The 17610-nt window shown below is 32.2% G+C and carries 15 protein-coding genes and 1 pseudogene; 4 read left to right on the top strand and 12 right to left on the bottom strand.

Going from position 1 to position 17610, the window contains the following annotated elements; translation table 11 throughout:
• Positions 1–84: 84 nt before the first annotated feature.
• Positions 85–1275: an ADP-forming succinate--CoA ligase subunit beta gene (sucC, locus tag RH82_RS00655; protein ID WP_034057227.1), complete on the bottom strand. Its 1191-nt coding sequence runs from the start codon at positions 1273–1275 to the stop codon at positions 85–87.
• Positions 1276–1539: 264 nt separating this feature from the next.
• Here sucC and lysA point away from each other — a divergent pair.
• Both lysA and RH82_RS00645 read left to right on the top strand, forming a co-directional pair.
• A pseudogene (gene lysA / locus RH82_RS00650) lies at positions 1540–2769 on the top strand (diaminopimelate decarboxylase); the annotation flags it as partial.
• 214 nt (positions 2770–2983) lie between these two features.
• Complete coding sequence (locus RH82_RS00645) at positions 2984–3541, top strand: nuclear transport factor 2 family protein (RefSeq protein WP_034057225.1); 558 nt, start codon at positions 2984–2986, stop codon at positions 3539–3541.
• A gap of 88 nt (positions 3542–3629) precedes the next feature.
• Here RH82_RS00645 and RH82_RS00640 read toward each other — a convergent pair whose 3' ends face one another.
• From RH82_RS00640 to RH82_RS00630, 3 genes are all read right to left on the bottom strand, one after another.
• Positions 3630–4061 (bottom strand): hypothetical protein, encoded by a 432-nt coding sequence (locus tag RH82_RS00640; protein ID WP_241147976.1) that lies wholly within the window; start codon positions 4059–4061, stop codon positions 3630–3632.
• Between the two features lie 187 nt (positions 4062–4248).
• A complete protein-coding gene (locus RH82_RS00635; protein ID WP_034057221.1) occupies positions 4249–5646 on the bottom strand; it encodes a M20/M25/M40 family metallo-hydrolase in 1398 nt (465 codons plus the stop codon).
• A 45-nt stretch (positions 5647–5691) separates the two neighbouring features.
• The gene (locus RH82_RS00630) at positions 5692–6570 is read right to left on the bottom strand and encodes a PPK2 family polyphosphate kinase (protein WP_034057220.1); all 879 of its coding nucleotides are present in this window, start codon (positions 6568–6570) and stop codon (positions 5692–5694) included.
• A gap of 62 nt (positions 6571–6632) precedes the next feature.
• Here RH82_RS00630 and RH82_RS00625 point away from each other — a divergent pair, with 62 nt between their 5' ends.
• Positions 6633–7850, top strand: a complete 1218-nt coding sequence (locus tag RH82_RS00625) for a hypothetical protein (protein WP_034057219.1) — start codon at positions 6633–6635, stop codon at positions 7848–7850.
• 17 nt (positions 7851–7867) lie between these two features.
• Here RH82_RS00625 and RH82_RS00620 read toward each other — a convergent pair whose 3' ends face one another.
• The 7 genes from RH82_RS00620 to RH82_RS00590 form a co-directional block, all read right to left on the bottom strand.
• Complete coding sequence (locus tag RH82_RS00620) at positions 7868–9031, bottom strand: sigma-54-dependent transcriptional regulator (protein ID WP_034057218.1); 1164 nt, start codon at positions 9029–9031, stop codon at positions 7868–7870.
• Positions 9031–9915, bottom strand: a complete 885-nt coding sequence (locus RH82_RS00615; protein ID WP_034057216.1) for a DUF6268 family outer membrane beta-barrel protein — start codon at positions 9913–9915, stop codon at positions 9031–9033. Before RH82_RS00615 ends, RH82_RS00620 begins: the two co-directional genes overlap by 1 nt.
• A 14-nt stretch (positions 9916–9929) precedes the next feature.
• Positions 9930–10886 (bottom strand): mechanosensitive ion channel family protein, encoded by a 957-nt coding sequence (locus tag RH82_RS00610; RefSeq protein WP_206420392.1) that lies wholly within the window; start codon positions 10884–10886, stop codon positions 9930–9932.
• Between the two features lie 2 nt (positions 10887–10888).
• Positions 10889–12223: an ABC transporter permease gene (locus RH82_RS00605; RefSeq protein WP_034057214.1), complete on the bottom strand. Its 1335-nt coding sequence runs from the start codon at positions 12221–12223 to the stop codon at positions 10889–10891.
• A 5-nt stretch (positions 12224–12228) separates the two neighbouring features.
• Positions 12229–13155: an ABC transporter ATP-binding protein gene (locus RH82_RS00600; protein ID WP_034057213.1), complete on the bottom strand. Its 927-nt coding sequence runs from the start codon at positions 13153–13155 to the stop codon at positions 12229–12231.
• Between the two features lie 395 nt (positions 13156–13550).
• A complete protein-coding gene (dnaJ, locus tag RH82_RS00595; protein WP_034057239.1) occupies positions 13551–14684 on the bottom strand; it encodes a molecular chaperone DnaJ in 1134 nt (377 codons plus the stop codon).
• A 49-nt stretch (positions 14685–14733) separates the two neighbouring features.
• The gene (locus RH82_RS00590) at positions 14734–15276 is read right to left on the bottom strand and encodes a nucleotide exchange factor GrpE (RefSeq protein ID WP_034057212.1); all 543 of its coding nucleotides are present in this window, start codon (positions 15274–15276) and stop codon (positions 14734–14736) included.
• 245 nt (positions 15277–15521) lie between these two features.
• Here RH82_RS00590 and RH82_RS00585 point away from each other — a divergent pair, with 245 nt between their 5' ends.
• Entirely contained in the window at positions 15522–16163 is a 642-nt protein-coding gene (locus RH82_RS00585; protein ID WP_034057211.1) for a YceI family protein, read from the top strand.
• Between the two features lie 200 nt (positions 16164–16363).
• Here the strand turns inward: RH82_RS00585 and RH82_RS00580 are convergent, their stop codons facing one another.
• A complete protein-coding gene (locus RH82_RS00580) occupies positions 16364–17527 on the bottom strand; it encodes a sensor histidine kinase (RefSeq protein WP_241147975.1) in 1164 nt (387 codons plus the stop codon).
• Positions 17528–17610 lie beyond the last annotated feature (83 nt).

Below are 17610 nucleotides of genomic sequence, written 5' to 3'. Positions count from 1 at the left end.
CTCTTTTTTTTGTTATATATTATCTCGAACTGAGATAGAATTCAGTAGATTCTTCACTGCACTCTGAAAGACAATTACATTTTATTAAGCCAATACAGCTTGTACTTTATCTGCAGCTTCTTGAAATTCTGTAGCACTCATAACATCTAATCCAGAATTATCAATTAAATCTTTTGCTATGTCTGCATTAGTTCCTTGTAAACGTACAATAATTGGTACGTTAATAGTTCCCATGTTTTTATAAGCATCAATTACACCTTGAGCAACACGATCGCAACGCACGATACCACCAAAAATGTTAATCAAAATTGCTTTCACAGCTGGATCTCTTAAAATAAGTTCGAATGCAATTTCTACTCTTGCTGCATCTGCAGTACCACCAACATCTAAAAAGTTAGCTGGCTCACCACCTGCTTGCTTAATTAAATCCATTGTTGCCATTGCCAAACCAGCACCATTTACCATACAACCAACGTTTCCGTCAAGATCTACATAGTTAAGTCCTTGTTCTCCTGCTTCTACTTCAATTGGATTTTCTTCACGTAAATCTCGCAATGCTGCTAAATCTTTATGTCTAAATAATGCATTAGCATCTAAAGATACTTTAGCATCAACAGCCATTATTTTATCGTCACTTGTTTTTAAAACAGGGTTGATTTCAAATAAAGAAGAATCAGACTTTACGTAAGCTGTATATAAAGACGTTACAAATTTTGTCATGTCCTTAAAAGCTGCTCCAGATAAACCTAAGTTAAAAGCAATTTTACGTGCTTGAAAAGGTAAAATTCCAGTTGCAGGATCAATTTCTTCATTAAAAATTAAATGAGGTGTTTCTTCAGCAACGGTTTCAATATCCATTCCACCTTCTGTAGAATACATAATCATATTGCGTCCTGTTCCTCTATTTAATAATACAGACATATAATACTCTTCTGGCTCAGAATCTCCAGGGTAGTAAACATCTTCACATACTAATACTTGGTGCACACGCTTTCCTTCTGCCGAAGTTTGAGGTGTAACCAAATCCATTCCAATAATATTACCAGCAATAGTTTTAACCTCGTCTAAGTTTTTAGCTAACTTAACTCCACCACCTTTTCCACGACCACCTGCGTGCACTTGTGCTTTTATTACGTGCCAACCTGTTCCAGTATCTTCAGTTAATTGTTTTGCTGCAGCTACTGCTTCATTAGCATTTTGAGCAACAGTACCACGTTGAATACGCACGCCGAAGCTACTTAATAATTCTTTTCCTTGATATTCGTGTAAATTCATCTTTAAATAGATTATTTGTCATTTCCGCGAAGGCGGAAATCTATAAAATTACTTTTTTGAGTTTAATAAATTCCGAAGAATCATTATCTCTACAAAAGTAAATAATCACAATAACTTACCCTAATATTTAATTATGAAAAAATAATATCTCAATCCATAAACCATCAGTATTTGTTAAATAATTAACAAATTGTTCAAATATGTGATATTTTGAATTAAAAATTTTTAAAAACAGGCAATAAGAATAGTTTTGATAAAAATTATTTTATGACTAATACTCAATTACTTAAAATAGCAAAAGACTTTGAAAGCCCTGTTTATGTTTATAATTCTGAAATTATTTCTCAACAATACAAACGTTTAACGGTCGCTTTTAATGCTGTTAAAAAAGTAAAGATAAATTATGCTGTAAAAGCGCTCTCAAATGTTTCAATTTTAAAATTGATGAAATCACTTGGTGCAGGATTAGATACTGTTTCTATTCAAGAAGTACAGTTAGGATTAGCTGCAGGTTTTAAAGCTAAGGATATTATTTTCACACCAAATGGTGTTTCTCTAGAAGAAATTGAGAAAGCCGCTATATATGGTTGTCAAATAAATATAGATAATCTTTCTATATTGGAACAATTTGGGACTAAACATCCAAATATCCCTGTTTGTATACGTATAAATCCTCATGTTATGGCTGGTGGTAACACTAATATTTCTGTAGGACATATAGATAGTAAATTTGGTATTTCGATACATCAAATCCCACATATTCTTCGCATTGTAGAAAACACGAACATGAATGTAAACGGCATTCATATGCATACTGGAAGTGATATTTTAGATATTGATGTTTTTCTTTATGCCAGTGAAATACTGTTTGACACTGCAAAAAATTTTAAAGGTTTAGAGTTTATAGATTTTGGATCTGGATTTAAAGTCCCCTACAAAACTGGAGATATTGAAACAAATATCGAAGAGTTTGGCGAAAAATTTTCTGAAAGGTTTAATGCATTCTGTAAAAACTATGGAAAAGAATTAACCTTAGCTTTCGAGCCAGGAAAATTCTTGGTGAGCGAAGCCGGACAGTTTTTGGCCAAAGTGAATGTTGTAAAACAAACAACTTCTACTGTTTTTGCACAGATAGATTCTGGGTTTAATCATTTAATTCGCCCGATGCTTTATGGGGCTCAACATGAGATTAAAAACATTTCTAATCCTGAAGGAAGAGAGCGTTTTTATACTGTTGTCGGTTACATTTGCGAAACAGATACGTTTGCTAACAATAGACGTATTTCGGAAATTAATGAAGGCAATATTCTAACATTCAAAAATGCAGGAGCTTATTGTTACTCTATGGCTAGCAACTATAATTCGCGTTATCGTCCTGCAGAAGTACTTTGGCATAATGGCGTGGCACATTTAATAAGAAAGCGTGAGACTTTTGATGATATCTTGAATAATCAAATTCAGATAACACTAGAGCCTAAAAAAGTAAAAGCATAGTTAATAGCACTTAATTGAAGTGTTATTTTATTTATTCAAATTCAAATTTTAAAATGACATTGGTAATCTGTGATTTTTTAATTACCTTTAGTAATACACTAATTTATAATTGTTTAGCTCTAGATAGCAAAATGTATTAATATTATTCAAAAGCTTCGTTAAGTCTAAAAAAATATTAATTGGTGAAAATTATGTAATCACTAAATCTTAAATTATGAAAAAACTGATTTTATTAGTAGGTGTTAGCTTGTTCCTATTTAATTGTAATAACACTGTACAACGTTACACACAAGATTCTCCAGAAATTGAAACCGTGAAACAAACTATTGCTTTTTACGATGTCCACAAATGGGATAGTTTAAAAATGAATTATTCCGATACAGCTAAAATTTATTACAATACTAGAAAAGATGTAATAAGTCCTAAAGATTTAAAAACTTTTTTCACTCGCAATGATAATTATATATCAACTCGTGCTTTTGAAGATGAAAGTAGAGAGTATGAAATGGTAGAAGATAATAACGGAAAAAAATGGGTTAATTTTTGGGGACTATGGAAAGGCAATTTAAAGGATAACAATAATGGCATTGTTATTCCTGTTCACATTACTTACCAATTTAATAAAGGTAAAATTGTTGAAGAATTTGGATATTGGAATACTGCAGAACTCTTGAGTGAAATTCAAGCATTAGGAAACAAAAAAATAGACATTGAAGAGATTGAATCTGATGATAACATTGAAGTAGTTGAAGACATTGAAGATATTGATTAACTCTATTTATTAATAAAAATCAGGTACTCAACTACCTTTTCTGCTATAAGTATTGGATAGGTTTAGCTTAGAATGGATTAGTTACAAATTACTTTTTAACCGTTCCATTAAAGTGATTTACTTTCGAGTTTATAGGGTTCCCTTTAGTACGTCGAAAGGAAGTCAATTGTCCACAGTGCCAAATAGCATCGCTAATTGGTCCATTTATGTTATTCCAATATGGAATTTCATTGGTCCCGAAAATGATTTTAAATTGTGAGATATCCTCACTAGTTCTTAAAATTTCTGCTGCTTGTTTTAAATTCAAGAGTGTTTGTGCTCTTAACTCTGAATATGACATTTCTTTTTTATCTCTAGCATTCGACTTTTTTAAAGTTGAGTTTAATACAATTAAAGATAAGTCATAGATGTGCTCAATTGTCTCCAAAGATGTTCTCACAGCGTCACTTGGTTTGTATGCTAAATCTTTTTCGGTTAAGTCTTCACTTGCCCAATAAAATCTAAAACCTAATGCATCCACTTGTTTTGCAGCAACGGTTCCTGCTGTATATTTCTCTGCGTTTTCTGGGAGTTCGTAGTAAGGCAGTTCCGTTTTGCTTTCTTGAGCAGATAAGAATGTTGTTATTGTTAAAGCTAGAAATAGGGTTGTATTTTTGATTTTTAAAATTTATTATTAAAGATAATTATTTGCTAGTAAAAAACACCAACTAATCCTTGATCTCCTTTACCTTATTTATAGTAGTCGTTCCATATTTATCAAACAAATAAATTAAGCTCGTCATGGTTGCCGCTCCAAGTTCTAATTCTCTTTTGTTAACTGCATCAAACGTATCGTTTGCTGCATGGTGGTGATCGAAATAACGCTGAGAATCTGGACGTAATCCTGCTAAAACTATATTCTCATTTTTTAAAGGACCAATATCGGCTCCACTATACCCTTTTTCGAAATAATGAATTAAATAAGGCTTAAACAATGGTTCCCAACCTAAAACCTTATCAAGATTAGCATCGCTACAATCGAAACTAAAACCTCTAGGAGTGAAACCTCCAGAATCACTTTCTAATGCAAATACATGATTCTCATTTTTACGTTTAGCTTCTTCGGCATATTTTCTTCCACCTCTTAAACCGTTCTCTTCGTTCATAAAAAGCACAACGCGAATCGTTCTTTTTGGTTTAATACCACTTTCTTTAAGTAACCTTATAACATCCATAGATTGTACTACTCCTGCTCCATCATCGTGAGAACCGTCTCCAAGATCCCAAGAATCTAGATGTCCGCCAACTACCATATATTCGTTTGGAAACGCACTACCAGTAATTTCTCCAATAACATTATAAGACAGAACATCTTCGAATTGCTCACAACTTTGCTTGAAATAGAATTCTAGATCAGCATCTTTTTTTAAGGCGTCGGATAATTTATTTGAGTCATTAGTACTGATTGCCGCAGAAGGCACACGTTGGTTGTTTGGCAAGTCTAAATACCCCATACTTCCTGTGTGCGGCAAATCGTCTTGACGTAAATTTAAAGAACGTACTATTACACCAACAGCTCCAAGTTTTCCAGCTTCGTAAGCCCCAGCGTATCGTTGTTTTGAACAACCACCATAAGCTTCGAATGTGTGTATTAATTCCGGGTTTAAAGCGCCATTAAAGAATACTATTTTTCCTTTAACTTTAGTCCCAAGTGCTGCTAATTCTTCAAAGCTTTTAACTTCAATTACTTTTGCTTTTAATCCTGAGGTTGGTGTAGCTACTGAACCTCCAAGCGCACAGATGTTAACATTCATTTTTTCTCCTGAACTTTCAAAATAACCGATTTCTTTTTCACCACGCTCCCACTTTGGAACCATAACATCTTGCAACCACACTTTATCTAAACCTAATTTTTCTAATTCACTTTTTGTGTATTGCACTGCTTTCTCAGCACTTATTGAACCGGACAATCTTCCACCAATTTTGTTGGATAAATGGTCTAACCAGTTGTAGGCCTTTCCATTGGTTAAAGATTGGCTGTAAATGGTTTTTAGGGTTTCTTTATCGTTCTGTGAGAAAGCGTGTATTGTAAAAATTAAACAAATTACCACTGTAAGTTTCTTCATTATATTGTATTTTAAAATCTTGTGATTACTGCGTTCGTATGAATTTTACTCGTTATTTAATTGCTGACGATAAACATCGATATTAGCTTTCGTTTTATCGTCTAATTCTGGCTCTTCTATATCTTTATATTGTCTAAGAGTATCGTACAAAATAGTGGCCACGGCTAATCTTGCAGCTGGTTTATTATCTGCTGGAATATTAAACCAAGGTGCATGTTCTTTACGTGTTCTATTAATAGCATCCTCGTAACAATCCATATAACTATCCCAAAGTTTACGCTCTTTTAAATCGCCTGCTGAAAATTTCCAGTTTTTCTCTTTTAAATCTAAACGACGCAGCAACCTAAGTTTTTGTTCATCTTTTGAAAGATTCATAAAGAACTTAAAGATAACAGTTCCATTCTCCGCTAAGTGCTTTTCGAAATTATTTATTTGGTTAAAACGTATATCCCAAAATTCTTCATTTACATCTTCTACGGATTGAACACTCGGTAGTTTTTCGCCTAAAATATAATTAGGATGTACACGAGTAACTAATACATTCTCGTAATGTGTACGATTATGAACGCCAAACTTTCCTCGCGATGGTAATGCTAAATAATGCCTCCACAAATAGTCGTGTTTCAACTCTAAACTAGTTGGCACTTTAAAACTCATGACCTCAACACCTCGGGCATTAAAATCTTTAAAAACCTCACGAATCAAACTATCTTTACCAGACGTATCCATACCCTGTAAACAGACTAAAACAGAGTATTTACCATGTGCATAAAGTGTATCTTGAAGTTTCCCTAATTTTCTTCTAACTTTTTTTAACGCATTCTTAACATCATCATCATTTGCTCCTAAATCTAGAAGCGATGGTAAGTTAGATAACTTAATTTCAGATGTAATTTTATGGTCTTCAATTTTAATCTTTTTCATGCCTTTTAAATATGGTTTAAATATAATGAAGATTTCATACTTTAGCACCTTCAAACTTTAATATGAAGCAGCCTTATATTTTTATTTCATTTTTTTTGTTTCTATGTCTATCTAGTTTCTCTCAAGAAAATAGTAGCTTAGAGCCATTTATAAAAGATAATATTACTAAACCGAGTATTTTATCTACTCATACATTTGGTGTTTATTTTTCAAGAATACAGGGTCATTTTAATTCTAAACCTTCAAAAAACAAAACACTTTCTATAAGTTTAGAGAGTGGGAATGTATGGTCTCCAAGTACAAACGTTTATATTCCTAAAAATGAAGCAGAAAGAGCAGTAACTCGAGGTTTAGATTGGGATCATGCACACACAGCATTTGATGAAAATGACATTGAAAAGGATTCTTTTAACACAAAAAATGATGGTGTAATAAAAGGCTTAAGAGGTAAAATAAACTTTAAACTTGCTAAAAAGCATGAACTTCAAATTGGGTTTAGAGCATTCTTATTAACTAAAGGAAAATTACCATTTACAATTTTTACAGGCGATAAATTCATTGAAAGTTTTCATAGTAATGTTGCAGGAGGTGAAGATCCATTTGACAGAAAAGTTTTTGGCTTAGATGAAGCTGGCATTGAATATACAGATAGAAATGGAAACAGTACAAAGGTTAATAGCGGTAATATATTCGCCACTGGTATTGAAACCGCTTATTACTATTATCCAGAAAGTCTAAAAAGTAAAAACAGCAGGTTTGCTGTCAATTTTGGTACTCACTTAGGCATTAATCTATCTAGTGACAACTCTTCTTTAGATTTTGGTTTATCTACTAATGCAATAAAAACATTTATAATAAACAACAGAAGCAACTTAAATATTGGAACAAGTTTAGGTGTTTTAAAGAAGGCTTTAACAAATTTTAAAAGTAATAATGTCCAATTTGGAACCAATGATTTTATAGCGAACTCTGAAACTGCTTTAGAATATAGTTTAAAAGCTAAAACAGGATCAGTACATAGTTTTGGACTATTTTTTTATATCCAAACGAGTTTAAACAAAAAAGACGAATTAGAATATATTATTCCTATTAGGAATCCACAAGCCGTTGATTCTTGGGGACATGGAATCACCAATTTGTACAAAAATAATGACTATTGGTCACTAATGTATTCTTACACTAAAAAAACTATAACCCTAAGCTTTTATCTTCAACAAGATTTTACTGTTATTAATATTCCAGATATTCAAACTGGGTTTGGCATACAGTTTGGAATTTAAATTTTAGATAACACTAATTATTTACTAGCGAACAACTTAACATCTTGCTCACTTACATCTGCGCCTCCGAGAATTAATAATCTTTCGATTACGTTACGTAATTCTCTAATATTTCCTGTCCAATCGTATTCTTGCAATAATTTAATGGCTTTCGCCGAAAAATTCTTTTCTGCTGTACCTTGCTCGCTAGAGATTTTCTTAGCAAAATGCTTAATCAATAATGGAATATCGTCCCTTCTATCATTAAGCGCAGGAACTTTAACAAGAATCACTGCTAACCTATGGTACAAATCTTCCCGAAACCTACCTTCTGCAATTTCCTTTTTAAGGTTTTTGTTTGTCGCTGCTACTATGCGCACATCAACCTTAATATCTTTATCGCTACCAACACGCTGAATACGACTTTCTTGTAAAGCACGTAATACTTTTGCTTGTGCCGAAAGACTCATGTCACCAATTTCATCTAAAAAAATGGTACCTCCATTGGCAGCTTCAAATTTACCAGCTCTATCTTTTGCAGCACTTGTAAAGGCTCCTTTTACGTGACCAAATAATTCGCTTTCTATTAATTCGCTAGGTATAGCAGCACAATTAACCTCAATCATTGGACCTTTTGCACGTGAACTTTTCTCATGTAACCAATGTGCAACCAATTCTTTTCCTGTTCCATTTGGTCCTGTAATTAAAACACGAGCATCTGTTGGTGCAACTTTATCTATTATAGCTTTGATTTGAGAAATGCCATCGCTTTCGCCAATCATTTCATACTTTTTACTAACTTTTCTTTTAAGAATTTTATTCTCGACAAACAGTTCTTTTCTATCTAATGCATTACGAACGGTGTTTAGTAAACGATTTAAATCTGGTGGCTTAGAAATATAATCGAAAGCGCCTAAACGCATTGTATTAACAGCTGTGTCCAGATCTCCATGACCAGATATCATAACCATTGGGATTTCTGGTTTAATTCTTTTGGCAGCCTCAAGGACTTCAACACCATCCATTTTTGGCATTTTAATATCACAAAGTACAAGGTCGAAATCTTCTTTCCTTATTTTTTCGATACCTGCTAAACCATCTTCAGCTTGATCAACTTCATATTTCTCATTTTCTTCAGATAGAATCTTCACTAAAACCCTTCTAATAGCTGCTTCGTCTTCAATTACTAGTATTTTTGGCATTATATTTTAAATTTAATTCCTGTTCTTAAGTAAAACGCGTTTACATTGTCTAATTTATAAACTTCTTCTCTATTATCATCACGTAATTGATTATTCATGCTTAATGTATAACCAGAATATGCATACCATACTAAATGGTCTGTAAAACAATATTCGTAACCAAACCCAGCAACAACAATAGATAAAGAAATATGATCTGCTTGATTACTATCAATTATTATAGGATCTTGAATATTCGCAAAATAGCCATCGATTCCTACAAATGTTTGTAAAATACTATGTTCACTAAACAAGTATTTCACATTTGTCTTAGGTACTCCCAAATTAAAAGACCAATGCTCGTTTACGCGTCTATAATAACTTACAAAAGGCAATGGTAATGGTATTCCAATAGTACTATTGTATGTCAATCCTAAAATTAAGCGGTATGGTTTATCAACAGATTCGTCTTTTGTTCTATCATTTATAGCATAGACACCTCCGTTTAACAAAATATCGTCACCAGTTATTTTATGCCTTAATGTTGAAGCTATTCTAGGTGTAATTTTTGCTCCTAAGCGCCAACCACTTTCTAACTTAAAAGTGTAACCAACATTTAAATCTATGATATGTAAACGTGATAAATTTGAAGTCCTAAAAGGATAATGATCTTTTATATCTAAAGCTATTCTACTATATTCACCACCAACAACTAAGTAGCAATCTTCTTTCGTTTTAATTGGATAATTAACTAAGCCTCTAAATCTATTAAAACTATCTTCGGAATCTCCTTTTGGTATATAAGAATACTCAAAACGTGCTAAATCTGTAAGCTGCGCATAGGCACTTTGAAATGCCATTATAAATAATACTATTACAATAAAATTAGCCGTTTGAATTTGCATAAACTATTAGATCCTTACTGTTTCGAATTCACCTTAAATTGAATATTCTGATCCTCTTTTTGAATAACATGTACATCGCGTTGTGGAAAAGGAATACTAATATTATTTTCTCTAAAAAGTCTATCGATAGCAAAACGTATATCACTTTTAGGAAATCTAGCATTAAAACTATCTCCTAATGTAAAAGCAACTCTAAAATCTAAAGAACTTTCTCCAAAATCCCTAAATATCACAACAGGCGCTGGATTTTCAAATACTAATTTTGAAGATTTTGCAGCTTCTAATAACAACTTTTTAACCAATTCTACATCACTTCCATATGCAACACCAACATCTACTGATTCTCTAGTTGAAGAACCATTTTGAGTCCAATTATACAAACTATTAGTTAAGTATAAATGATTTGGTATTACTAACACTTTATTATCTATTGTAACAGCTCTTGTAGTTCGTAGTTTAATTTCTTCTACGCGACCAACTTTGCCTTCAAGCTCTATAATATCACCAACGTGAACAGATTGATCTACTAAAATAAATACACCCGAAATTATATCTTGAAATAAAGTTTGTAGCGCTAAACCAATACCAATTAATAAAGCTGCTGAAGCTGCAAAAACAGCAGTAACATCGATACCTACAGAATCTATTGCTACTAAAAACACAATGGCATAAATTAACCACCTCACGAAAGAAAACACCGTTGTAAATTTCACCCTATCAGTGTCTGGCATATTGCGAGTTAGCAATTTTTTAGCCCAACGAAGAATGTACGTTGTTAGAATTAAGACAATTAAAATTAATAAGATATACTTTATTTTAAAAAAACCTGTTTCTATACCTTTATCATCTGTGAATGAAAAAAGTTTATAATTTAAAAACTCGATAAGCTTTTCCCAAATAGTGCTTTCAGTAATGACATCACTAAAATCTTCCACCGTTTCTCCTATTTTGTTACCTACGTTCTCTTGCATCATTAATATTTAATCCATTTTAAAAGCTCTCTATAGGTTGGTTTTTTTCCATACATTAATATCCCAACGCGATATATTTTTGAAGCCATCCAAATGGTGAACATAAATGTACCAATTAATATTAACAAAGACAGTATTTGTTGCCAAATAGGTACTCCAAAAGGAATACGCATGAGCATAACAACTGGAGATGTAAAGGGTATAAAAGAGAATACAGTTGCTACTGTACCATGTGGATCTTCAATAACGGTGAATCCTCCAACATATACTGCCAAAATTAATGGCATAATTATAGGCAACATAAACTGTTGTGTGTCGGTCTCATTATCTACTGCTGCTCCAATTGCTGCATATAACGAACTGTATAACAAATAACCACTAACAAAAAACAAGATAAAGGCTATTACTAAATTTGCTAAGGGCATATTTAAAAAGGCATTTATAAATAATTGTGCATCTGCATTTGCATTTGGATTTTGCATAGCTTGCGTGACGAGTTCTTGCTGTGGTGTATTGACTTGAGTAAAATCGATATCAAAAATTAAAGAGGCTATAATCATTAATATACTACCTAAAATTATCCAAATACCAAACTGTGTGATTCCCGCGAGTGTAGTACCAATAATTTTACCTAGCATAAGTTGAATTGGCTTCACAGAAGATATAATAACCTCAATTATTCTGCTTGTTTTTTCTTCTATTACAGAACGCATGATCATGTTTCCATAAATGATTATAAACATAAAAAGTAAGTAACCTGCAGCACCTCCAAAAATAAGTTTGACAACACTATCTTGTTTAGACGTTTTTTCTCCCGTAAAATTTTCTTGATTTATATTTATATTGACTGTAGCTGCTTTAAGGATTGCTTGATCTACACCTTTTTTCTCAAGATTAAGTTCTTTTAGGCGTTTTTCAACTTTTACTTCTAAAGCAGAAATAATACTTAGCGAAGGTGTTTCACTAGAATAAAACTCTACATCTACATTCCTTTTTTCATCTTCTCGAATGCTCGTAGTAGTACTTTTAAAGTCCGAAATATAAAGCAATCCATAATTTTCTTGTTCTTCTACAATTGCTTTTGCATCCTCTAAAGTTACAGCATCTAAAATGGTGTACTTAACGGTTTCTTTATCAGTAAAAATAGACTCTATAAGTCCTGACTCATCTAAAACAGTAATGTTTTTTTGTTTTGTATTATTTAATTGGGATAAATACGCTACTAAAGAAAAGAGAGCAATCATAATTAACGGACTTAAAAAAGTCATAATTATAAAGGCCTTATTTCTCACTTTAGTTAAGTACTCGCGTTTTATTATAAGTGGTAAATGGTTCATAGTTTTTAATTATTCTTAACAGCTTGAATAAAAATATCGCTAGCACTTGGTATCACTTCTGTAAAATGAGACACTTCTCCTCTAGTGGTTAAATAATTTAATAATTGATTTGCAGATTCGTTTTCTGAAAGCTTCACTTTTAGCTTCAATTCATTGTTTAAAGACTTAAATTCCGCTGGAGAAACTATAAATTTTTCTAAAAGTGAACGTTGTAATTCTGACGCATTCTCTGTGTTAATACCAACCTCGAAAGTATTAGACTTATATTGTCTTTTAATAGCGTTAAGATTGCCATCTAAAATTTTATTTGATTTATGAATTAACGCAATATGATCGCACAATTCTTCAACAGATTCCATACGATGTGTTGAAAAAATAACGGTTGCACCTTCCTCACGAAGTCTTAATATTTCATTTTTAATAATATCTGCATTTATGGGATCGAAACCTGAAAAAGGCTCGTCGAAAATCAATAATTTTGGTTGATGTAAAACAGTAACTACAAACTGAATTTTTTGTGCCATACCTTTAGATAGCTCTTGAATTTTTTTGTTCCACCAATCGCCAATCTCTAATCTATCGAACCAGAATAACAAACGCTTTTTCGCTTCAGCTTTATCTAGACCTTTAAGTTGTGCTAGGTATAACGCCTGTTCACCAACCTTCATATTCTTATATAAACCACGTTCTTCTGGTAAATAACCAATATTTTGAATGTGGTGCCTTTGTAAAGGTTCTCCATCTAATAACACTTGCCCTTTATCTGGCATTGTAATTTGATTTATAATACGAATTAAAGTTGTTTTCCCTGCACCATTTGGACCAAGAAGTCCAAATATACTTCCTTTTTCAACTGCAATAGAAACGTTGTTAAGTGCTTTAAAGTCACCGAAATTTTTAGAAACCGACTGTGCTTCTAATAAGTTTTGCATATAGTATAGTTGTTGTTTGCGTAAATATAGAAAATGTTAGTTGGTATGCTTTGTTGTTTAGAATTATTTTAACGCTGTAAGGTATAATATAAATAGTCGTCTAATTTAAAGATTCCGATACTATGATTTGGGTATAATTTGACTAACTATTTTTAGTTCACAATTTACGCTTCAAAAAACAGAATCTTATTAAAAACAAAACCCACCCTTTACGCAAATAAAGGATGGGAAAAAATTGCTATGAAAAAGAAAAATTACCATTGGCGCAAACCAATGATAAATCAAATATACTATTTTTTGTTTAACTATCTCTTTTTTGACCAAATAACTTGAATTTTTAACAAAAAAAAATCCGCAATACTATTGCAGATTTTTTATATAAAATACTGTAAAGGCTATGAAAACATATCTTTTACCTTTTCGAAAAACGATTTATCACTTCGTTCTGGTTTCGGTGAAAAATGTTCATCGTCCTTCATTTTTTCAAAAAATTCTTTCTGTTCTTTACTTAATGTCTTTGGTGTCCATACATTAACATGTACTAATAAATCGCCTTTACCATACCCATTAATACTTGGAATACCTTTTCCGCGTAAGCGTAAAATCTTTCCAGATTGTAAACCTGCTTCAACCTTAATACGTACCTTTCCGGTAACAGTATCTATTTCTTTAGAAGCACCTAAAATAGCATCTGGTAAACTTACGTATAAATCGTAATGTAAGTTATCACCTTCACGTTGTAACGTTTCGTGATCTTGTTCTTCTATGGCTACTAATAAATCTCCTGCAATTCCGTTACCAGGAGCATCGTTTCCTTTTCCAGTGACTTTAAGTTGCATACCATCTACAACTCCTGCTGGAATTTTAACCGAGATGGTTTCCTCTTTTACAATTAAACCTTGCCCATCTGCTCCTGCTGGTTTTTTATCTATAGTTTGTCCTGCTCCTCCACAACTGGTGCATGGACTTGCCGTTTGCATACGACCTAAAATGGTGTTTGTAACTCTAGTCACTTGACCGGATCCATTACAAGTTCCACACGTTTGGTATGTAGTACCTTCGGCCTGAACTTTACGCTTTACTTTAATTTTTTTCTCAACACCATTAGCAATTTCTTCTAGTGTTAATTTTACTCGAATACGCAGGTTACTACCTTTTACGCGACGTTGTTGGCCTCCACCAAAACCGCCTCCAAAACCAGAGAAGCCGCCGCCTCCGCCGCCTCCAAAGATGTCTCCGAATTGGCTGAATATGTCGTCCATATTCATGCCACCTCCGCCGCCGCCGCCAAAACCACCTCCGCCTTCAAAGGCTTGGTGACCATATTGGTCGTAACGTGCTTTTTTATTGTCGTCGCTTAAAACTTCGTAAGCTTCTGCAGCCTCTTTAAATTTAGCTTCTGCAGTTGAATCGTCTGGATTTTTATCTGGATGAAACTCGATAGCTTTCTTTCGGTAGCCCTTTTTAATTTCAGCAGCCGTAGCATTTTTGCTAATCCCTAGTGTTTCGTAATAATCTTTTTTTGCCATTCCCATCCTAACCTTCTTAAAGAGAAGGAAATTATTTTAAGTTAATATTTTATTGTCCGATAACTACTTTTGGGAAACGAATTATTGTTTCTCCAAGCTTGTATCCTTTTTCTACAACATCTATAATTTTTCCTTTTAATTTTTTGCTTGGTGCAGGAACTTGTGTTATTGCTTGATGTTTTTCAGAATCGAAAGTATCACCTTGCCTTACATCTATTGCTGCTAAACCTTTTTGACTTAAAGTAGATAATAGTTTTTGGTATATTAATTCTACACCTTTTCTTAATCCTTCGGCTTCTTTATCGTCTTCTATATGCAACAAAGCACGCTCGAAATCGTCTAAAATTGGCAACATTGACACCATGACATCTTTACTAGCTGTTTTAAATAGCTCTACGCGCTCTTTAGATGTACGTTTTTTATAATTTTCGAATTCCGCAAACAATCTTAAAAACTTATCTTTTTCTTGACCTAATTCTACAGTAAGCTTATCTTCTGTAGATAATTCTTCAACCTCAAAAGTCTCGGCCTCTGTTGTTGCTTCTACTTGCTCTTCGATTATATCTTCTTTTATATCTTTTGCTTTGCTCATTTGTGTCTTTATTTTATTACCATTTTAAGATTGGCAAAAGTACTGCCATTATTATAAAAATGCCAAAATGTCATTATTTTTTTTTATGTTGCCCTGAAGTTTACAGGTGCATTTAACATCTGTTAAACATCAAATTAGGTAAAACTAATTTTGCTTACAAAATCTTAATATTATTTATGAAAAAATTAAGTATTTTCCATGGAATGTTTTTTACATTTGCAGCTCAAACATAAACAAAGTTTAAAATGAGAAAACAAGTATTAAATATCTTCACAGTATTAGCATTAGGTCTTGCTGTTGTAGGTTGTAAAAAAGGAACTGAAGCAGAGACTACAGATGCAAAAGAAGTTGTTGAGGTTGAAGTTGAAGCAAAATACAAAGCCATTCCAGAAAAGTCTATGATTATTTGGAAGGCAAACAAAATCGTTGGAGGACATTCTGGTACTATAAACGTATCTAATGGTGTTGCAAAAACTAAAGGAAATCAATTAGTAGGTGGAAGCTTTATTTTTGATATTGCTACTTTAAAAAACACTGATATTGAAGATGCAGTGCAAAAAGGAAAATTAGAAGGACATTTAAAAGCTGATGATTTCTTTGATGTTGAAAAACATCCAAATGCATCTTTCGAAATCACAAGTGTTGAAAATGGAAAAATAAGCGGTAACTTAATGATGAAAGGTATTAAGAAGAATGTTACTGTTCCTGTAACAGTTGGAATGACTGGTGACATGATGACCATTACTAGTGATGTATTTACTATTGATAGAACTGAATGGAACATTAAGTATAACTCTGGGAAATTTGCAGATCCTGCAAAACTTGGAGATTACATGATTAAAGATGATGTAGAGTTAAAAATCTCTATTACAGCTAAAAAAGCATAACTAGATTTTATAAACTATTTTGAAAAGCCACATCGAAAGATGTGGCTTTTCTGTTTTTAAGAATAAACAAAACGACTTAACTTTATAAGGAACTCGCTAACTTACTTTACTTCTAACTTACTTCAATATTGAAACGGTTTTATATCAACGAAACATTACAAACTTTAAAAAAGTTAAACGTAAACTAATGGTGAAATAAATTAAAATACCAATCTAATTTCAGTTCCGTTATTCTCAATAGAGTTTGCTTGAATTTGACCTTTATGAAGAAACATAATTTGTTGACATAAACTTAAGCCAATACCACTACCTTTCTTTTTTGAAGTAAAAAAAGGTATAAATATTTTATCTAAGAGTACTTCAGGTATCCCTTTCCCATTATCTCTGATTTTAATAATAGCGTAACCCTCACTACTTGTCTTTGCAGAAATAATAATTTTTGGTTGATCTCTTTCAATGCAAGCATCGACACTATTCATTATTAAATTAATTAATACTTGCTCAATAAGTACAGCGTCCATACTAATTTGAAGTTTCTGGCTGTCTATTATAAACTGTAAGTCAATACCTTTACTTTTTAAAGAAGACTTTAATAAATTATTAATTCCATCAAACAATTCTCTCACATAAACTTTACTTGCATTTATTGTTGTGATTTTATTAAGTCCACGATAAGATTTTGAAAAATTCATTAAGCCTTCGCTCCTTTTCTGTATACTATTAACACTCAAATAAAGATCGTTCGTATCTATAGGATATTTCTTTGAATCTTCAATATTTAATTTAATTTCAGCTTGTAAGGTTTCAGCTAAAGAAGAAATTGGAGTAATTGAATTCATAATTTCATGCGTCATTATATGAAGTAATTTATTCCATGCTTCCGATTGATTTTGATTTAAAGTATTATCAATATTCTGCAACACAATTAACTTAAATTCCTCGTTATTCATCTTAAAATGAGCAGTAGAAATTAATAGTTTCGCTTTATTTTTCTCTGTGTCTATAGTTATTGTACTTCCATTGACATGTTGCGCTTCAAAAACAGTTTTAAAGATGTTTTGACTTCTCTTTTTTACAAACTTAATATTCTTTAAAGTAGGTGTTTTTAAAAGTTCTTTAAAGGATTCATTAATCCATATAACGTTTCCGGTACTTATGCTATAAGCCACAATACCTGTGTCAATTAATTCCAATATTTTTTCCAAATACAAATACTGTGTTTCCTTGTCCTTGTTAATGTCCTTAATTTTTTGATTAACAGCATTAAAGCCTTGATGAAGTTCTCTAATATCTTCTGGCCCAGATTTTTCATTGAACCACTGAGAATAATCGTTGTACTTCACAGATTCAAAAAAATCATGCATCGATTTATGCCTCCTTATAATAAATTTAAAGAGACTATTTATCAGCAAAACTAGAATTAAAACAATTGGAGCTAGGGTAATTA

It is taken from the genome of Lacinutrix jangbogonensis, assembly GCF_000797445.1.
In the GTDB taxonomy this organism is placed as follows: domain Bacteria; phylum Bacteroidota; class Bacteroidia; order Flavobacteriales; family Flavobacteriaceae; genus Lacinutrix; species Lacinutrix jangbogonensis.
The sequence above is the reverse complement of the archived record's forward strand: the minus strand, read 5'-3'. Positions and strand labels throughout refer to the sequence as shown.

Bases quoted from the DNA above. Each gene is read 5' to 3' on its own strand.
- sucC (WP_034057227.1), bottom strand. From the start codon at position 1,275: ATGAATTTACACGAATATCAAGGAAAAGAATTATTAAGTAGCTTCGGC.
- RH82_RS00645 (WP_034057225.1), top strand. From the start codon at position 2,984: ATGAAAAAACTGATTTTATTAGTAGGTGTTAGCTTGTTCCTATTTAAT.
- RH82_RS00635 (WP_034057221.1), bottom strand. From the start codon at position 5,646: ATGAAGAAACTTACAGTGGTAATTTGTTTAATTTTTACAATACACGCT.
- RH82_RS00630 (WP_034057220.1), bottom strand. From the start codon at position 6,570: ATGAAAAAGATTAAAATTGAAGACCATAAAATTACATCTGAAATTAAG.
- RH82_RS00625 (WP_034057219.1), top strand. From the start codon at position 6,633: ATGAAGCAGCCTTATATTTTTATTTCATTTTTTTTGTTTCTATGTCTA.
- RH82_RS00620 (WP_034057218.1), bottom strand. From the start codon at position 9,031: ATGCCAAAAATACTAGTAATTGAAGACGAAGCAGCTATTAGAAGGGTT.
- RH82_RS00615 (WP_034057216.1), bottom strand. From the start codon at position 9,915: ATGCAAATTCAAACGGCTAATTTTATTGTAATAGTATTATTTATAATG.
- RH82_RS00610 (WP_206420392.1), bottom strand. From the start codon at position 10,886: ATGCAAGAGAACGTAGGTAACAAAATAGGAGAAACGGTGGAAGATTTT.
- RH82_RS00605 (WP_034057214.1), bottom strand. From the start codon at position 12,223: ATGAACCATTTACCACTTATAATAAAACGCGAGTACTTAACTAAAGTG.
- RH82_RS00600 (WP_034057213.1), bottom strand. From the start codon at position 13,155: ATGCAAAACTTATTAGAAGCACAGTCGGTTTCTAAAAATTTCGGTGAC.
- dnaJ (WP_034057239.1), bottom strand. From the start codon at position 14,684: ATGGCAAAAAAAGATTATTACGAAACACTAGGGATTAGCAAAAATGCT.
- RH82_RS00590 (WP_034057212.1), bottom strand. From the start codon at position 15,276: ATGAGCAAAGCAAAAGATATAAAAGAAGATATAATCGAAGAGCAAGTA.
- RH82_RS00585 (WP_034057211.1), top strand. From the start codon at position 15,522: ATGAGAAAACAAGTATTAAATATCTTCACAGTATTAGCATTAGGTCTT.
- RH82_RS00580 (WP_241147975.1), bottom strand. From the start codon at position 17,527: ATGCATGATTTTTTTGAATCTGTGAAGTACAACGATTATTCTCAGTGG.